Source organism: Synechococcus sp. R6-10 (genome assembly GCF_047461815.1).
Classification (GTDB): Bacteria; Cyanobacteriota; Cyanobacteriia; order Thermostichales; family Thermostichaceae; genus Thermostichus.
Genome location: NZ_JANSHW010000390.1, coordinates 1 through 2,040, shown reverse-complemented (window position 1 = coordinate 2,040; position 2,040 = coordinate 1). Strand labels below are relative to the sequence as shown.

Annotated in this window: 2 protein-coding genes; both read right to left on the bottom strand. The window is 59.4% G+C overall.

The window, feature by feature from the left end:
* A partial coding sequence (locus NW837_RS10935; RefSeq protein WP_414331470.1) for an aminotransferase class III-fold pyridoxal phosphate-dependent enzyme occupies window positions 1–935 on the bottom strand: 935 nt, incomplete at its 3' end.
* Between the two features lie 139 nt (window positions 936–1,074).
* Window positions 1,075–2,040: FAD-binding protein (locus NW837_RS10930; protein ID WP_414331467.1), on the bottom strand; the 966-nt coding region annotated here is incomplete at its 5' end.

The window sequence follows — 2,040 nt, the reverse complement described above, 5'->3', positions numbered from 1 at the left end:
AAGGCGGTGTAGATCTCTTGCTTGACAATCACCGCGCCCATTGGGATGGTGCCATTGGTGAGGCCCTTGGCACAGCAAATCAGATCCGGCACCACTCCGAAATAGTTGGCCGCAAAAGGGGATCCCAGACGCCCAAAGCCGGTGATCACCTCATCGAAGATGAGCAGAATGCCGTATTTGTCGCAAATGGCCCGCAGCTTTTCCAAATAGCCCACCGGCGGCAGCAACACCCCCGTTGAACCGGCAACCGGCTCTACGATCACCGCTGCAATCGTGCTGGCATCGTGGAGAGCGACGATCCGCTCCAAGTCTTCTGCCAAGTGGGATCCCCAGCGAGGCAGGCCGCGGCTAAAGGCGTTTTGCTCCAGGTTGTGGGTGTGGGGTAGGTGGTCTACGCCGGGAATGAGGCTGCCAAAAAACTTGCGGTTGTTGGAGATGCCCCCGACCGAGATGCCCCCAAAGCCAACGCCGTGGTAGCCCCGTTCCCGGCCAATCAGCCGCTGCCGGGATCCCTGTCCGCGTAAGCGATGGTAGGCGATGGCCATTTTCAGGGCCGTATCCACCGCCTCAGAGCCAGAGTTGGTGAAAAAAACGTGATCCAGTCCGGCAGGAGTGAGCTGGATGAGCTGCTCTGCCAGTTGAAAGGCTTTGGGATGGCCCATTTGAAAAGCTGGGGCGTAGTCCAGTTGGGCCACCTGCTGTTGGATTGCTTCCACAATCGGGGGACGACAGTGGCCGGCATTCACACACCACAGCCCGGCAGTCCCATCTAGGATTTGGCGGCCATCGTGGCTGGTGTAGTACATGTCTCGGGCGGCAACCAACAGGCGCGGGTTGGCTTTAAATTGCCGATTGGCCGTAAAGGGCATCCAAAAAGGCTCCAGATTCAGCTCCGCTTGCAGGGCGACGGCTGCTTTCTCCAGGGTTTCTTGCATGGCTGGCCCTCCGGCAGTAGACGAGATTTCAAGCTGGCGAAGATGGAATCCCTAGATATTGGATAATTTTGAAAGGGGCTCCATCCTGCTAACGGGAACGATAGAGCAATCCTAATCGGCCTGGGAGGCCTCTGGAAAGTTAGTATTTTCGCTCCTGAGGGGGAAACCGGGTGATCACCACGGGGCGATAGCTGATCTGAGGGGATCCCTCCCGAAAAGCGGCCAAGGTGTGTTGTAAAAACCGTTGATCGTCCCGTTGGGGGTAATCTTCCCGCGCGTGGGAGCCACGGCTTTCCCGCCGTTCCAGGGCGCTGGCGAGGATCAAAGCCCCCACCGTCATGAGGTTGTCCAGCTCCAGCGCTTCGATCAGCTCGGTGTTCCACACCTTGCCCCGATCGTCCAAATGCAAATCCCGCTCGTAACGCTGGCGGATCTGTTGCCATGTTTGGATCCCTTCTTGGAGAACCGATTCGGTGCGGTAGACGCCGCAATGCTCGGTCATGCAATCTTGAAATTGCCGCCGCACCTGATCAATGCGGCTCTTCCCTGATCGTTCCAGGAGCCCGGCAATCCGGCTGGCGGCCTGTTTGAGTAGGGATCCCTCGTCCACTTTCGGCAAGGCTCGACCTCTGACGGCCTCTACCAGGGCTGCCCCTGTGCGCCGCCCGAAAACAATGCACTCCAGGAGAGAGTTGCTGCCCAGCCGGTTGGCCCCATGCACCGAAACACAGGCCGTTTCACCGGCAGCGAACAGCCCTTCCACACGGGTTTGGACATCCCGCAACACCTGCCCATCCACCGTCACCGGGATCCCACCCATGCAGTAGTGCACCGTCGGTCGCACCGGAATGGGATCGACAACCGCATCGATGCCCAAGTGGCGATGGGCCTCCTCCCAACAGAAGGGCAGCCGAGTGTGGATCTTTTCTGCCCCCAGATGCCGCAGATCCAAGTAGACAAAATCTTTGCCGTCAATACCGCGCCCGGCCCGCACCTCCGTGACAATTGCCCGCGACGTGATATCCCGTGGGGCCAATTCCATCTGGCTGGGGGCATAGGCGGCCATGAAGCGCTCCCCCTTCCCATTGATCAGATAGGCCCCCTC